1 protein-coding gene is annotated in these 2,598 nt (G+C 74.2%); it reads right to left on the bottom strand.

The features are described from left to right. On the bottom strand, window positions 1-2,598 hold a 2,598-nt coding region (locus tag CCN44_RS29100; RefSeq protein ID WP_143650025.1), incomplete at both ends, for an acyltransferase domain-containing protein.

The raw sequence follows: 2,598 nt of genomic DNA, 5'->3' as shown, positions 1-2,598 counted from the left end.
TCGGCCACCAACTCCTCGGCGCCACCCCTACGGCTCGCCAGCACCAGCCGCCGCACACCGTGTTCGGTCACCAGATGCCGGGCCACCACACGGCCCAGCGCACCCGTGCCACCGGTCACCAGCACCACGTCGTCCGCACCGAACGGCACGGCACCGGCCGGTACGTCTACGGACCGCACCAGGCGAGGTGCGAGCACCTGGCCGTCACGGACGGCGGTTTGCGGCTCTCCGGGCAGAACGGCCGCCGAGACCGGGGCGCCGTCGCCGGGTTCCAGGTCGGCGAGGAGGAACCGGCCGGGGTGCTCGGACTGGGCCGAGCGCACCAGGCCCCAGACGGCGGCGGCCACCGGGTCCGGTGCCTCGTCCGGCAGGGCCGCGACGGCGCCCCGGGTGACGAAGACGAGACGCCCGGGCCGGTCGTCGGCCAGCTGTTCCTGGACTCGGGCCAGGGCGGCGGCGACGCCGGCGCGCACCTCGGCCGCCAGGTCGCCGTCGGCGGTACGCCCGGCCACGGGGACCACGGTGACGTCGTCGGCGGCACGGTCGTCCGCCGGTACGACCGGAATCCACTCGACCCGCGAGGGCCGTACGCCCGCCGTCGCGCGGACGGTGCCGGCGTCGCCGACGGGCCGCAGCCGGATGCCCTCGATGTCGGCCACGGGCTGTCCGCCGGCGTCGGCCGCGGTCAGCGCGATCCCGCCGTTCTCGGCCCGGAGCCGGACGCGCAACGCCCGGGCGCCCACGGCGTGGAGCCGTGCGCCGGTCCACGCGAAGGGCAGCTGGCCGTCCTTCCAGTCCTCGACCAGGTGCGCGCAGCCGAGGGCGTGCAGGGCCGCGTCGAGCAGCGCGGGGTGCAGGCCGTAGCCGGCGACGGAGGCCGTCTCGTCCGGCAGGGCGACGTCGGCGTAGACGGCGCCGTCGCGCACCCAGGCGGCGCGCAGGCCGCGGAAGAGCGGGCCGTACGCGAATCCCGTGGCGGCCAGGTCGTCGTAGAGGCCGTCGACGGACACGGGTTCGGCGCCCGGGGGCGGCCACTCGGTCAACGCCTCGGACTCCGGGCCGGTTTCGGGTGCCAGCACGCCGATCGCGTGCTGGGTCCAGGCGTGCTCGTCGTCCTCGGGCCGGGAGTAGACGCCGATCTGACGGCGCCCGTCGGATTCGGTCGCCTCGACCCTGACCTGAAGACGTACCGCGCCGTGTGCGGGGAGGGCCAGCGGGGCCTGGAGCGCGAGGTCGTCCACCCGGGGGCAGCCGACGTGTTCTCCCGCCGCGAGGGCGAGGTCCAGGAACGCCGTGCCCGGCAGCAGGGCCGGACCCAGGATGGCGTGGTCGGCCAGCCACGGGTGGGTGCTCAGCGAGATGCTCCCGGTGAACGCGACCGCGTCCGTGCCGGGCAGTTCGACGCTGGCGCCGAGCAGGGGGTGTCCGGTGGCCGTGAGCCCCACGCCCGCCAGGCCGACGGGGCCGGCGACGGGCGGAGCGAGCCAGAAGCGTTCGCGTTGGAAGGCGTAGGTCGGCAGGTCCACGCGACGGGCTGCCGTACCGGCGAAGAACCGGTCCCACGCCACCTCGACACCCTGCGCGTGCAGCACACCGAGCGCCGTCACGACAGCATGCGCGGCCGGCTCGCCCGCCCGCTGTGCCGGGACGCACACCGCCTCGCCGGCCGACTCCGCGACCGGGCCCGACAGCACCGCGTCCGGCGCCAGCTCCACGAAGACACCGGCCTCCGCCGCCACCACGGCATCGGCGAACCGGACCGTCTGACGGACATTGCGGACCCAGTACTCCGGATCACACAGCTCGTCACCCACCGGGGTGCCGGTCACCGTCGAGACGAACACCAGCCTCGGCGCATGGAAGGAGACGGACTCCAGCACCTGCCGGAAGTCCTCCAGAACCGGCTCCATCAGATGCGAGTGGAAGGCATGGCTGACCGGCAGCCGCTTGGTACGACGGTCCGACCAGCGGGCCGCCTCGGCCAGCACGGCCTCCTCGTCACCGGAGAGGACCACCGACGACGGACCGTTGACCGCCGCCAGCTCCACCCCCTCCGGCAACTCCATCTCACCCTCACCCGCCTGGACCGCGACCATCGCACCGCCCTCCGGCAGCGCCTGCATCAACCGGCCCCGCGCCGCCACGACCCGAGCCGCATCCGGCAAAGACCACACACCGGCCAAGTACGCGGCGGCCAACTCACCCACCGAATGACCGAGCACGGCATCCGGGGCGACACCCCACGACTCCAGCAGCCGGAACAGCGCCACCTCGAAAGCGAACAACGCAGGCTGCGCGTACACCGTCCGATCCAGCTCAGGAGTATTGATCACCTCCCGCAACGGACGGTCCAGCAGACCGTCGAACGCGGCACACACCTCACCGAAGGCCTCAGCGAACACCGGGAAGGAAGCGGCCAGTTCCACACCCATCCCCACCCGCTGCGCACCCTGCCCCGCGAACACGAACGCGGTCCGGGCTTCGCGGGCCACGGTGGGGAGGGTGGTGTCGAGGGCGGCGAGCAGTTCGTCGGTGGTCTCGCCGACCGCCGCGACGCGGTGCGCCAGGGCCGCACGGCCGGTGGCCAGGCTGAGGCCG

It is taken from the genome of Streptomyces tricolor (assembly GCF_002155905.1).
GTDB lineage: Bacteria > Actinomycetota > Actinomycetes > Streptomycetales > Streptomycetaceae > Streptomyces > Streptomyces tricolor.
The sequence above is the reverse complement of the archived record's forward strand: the minus strand, read 5'-3'. Positions and strand labels throughout refer to the sequence as shown.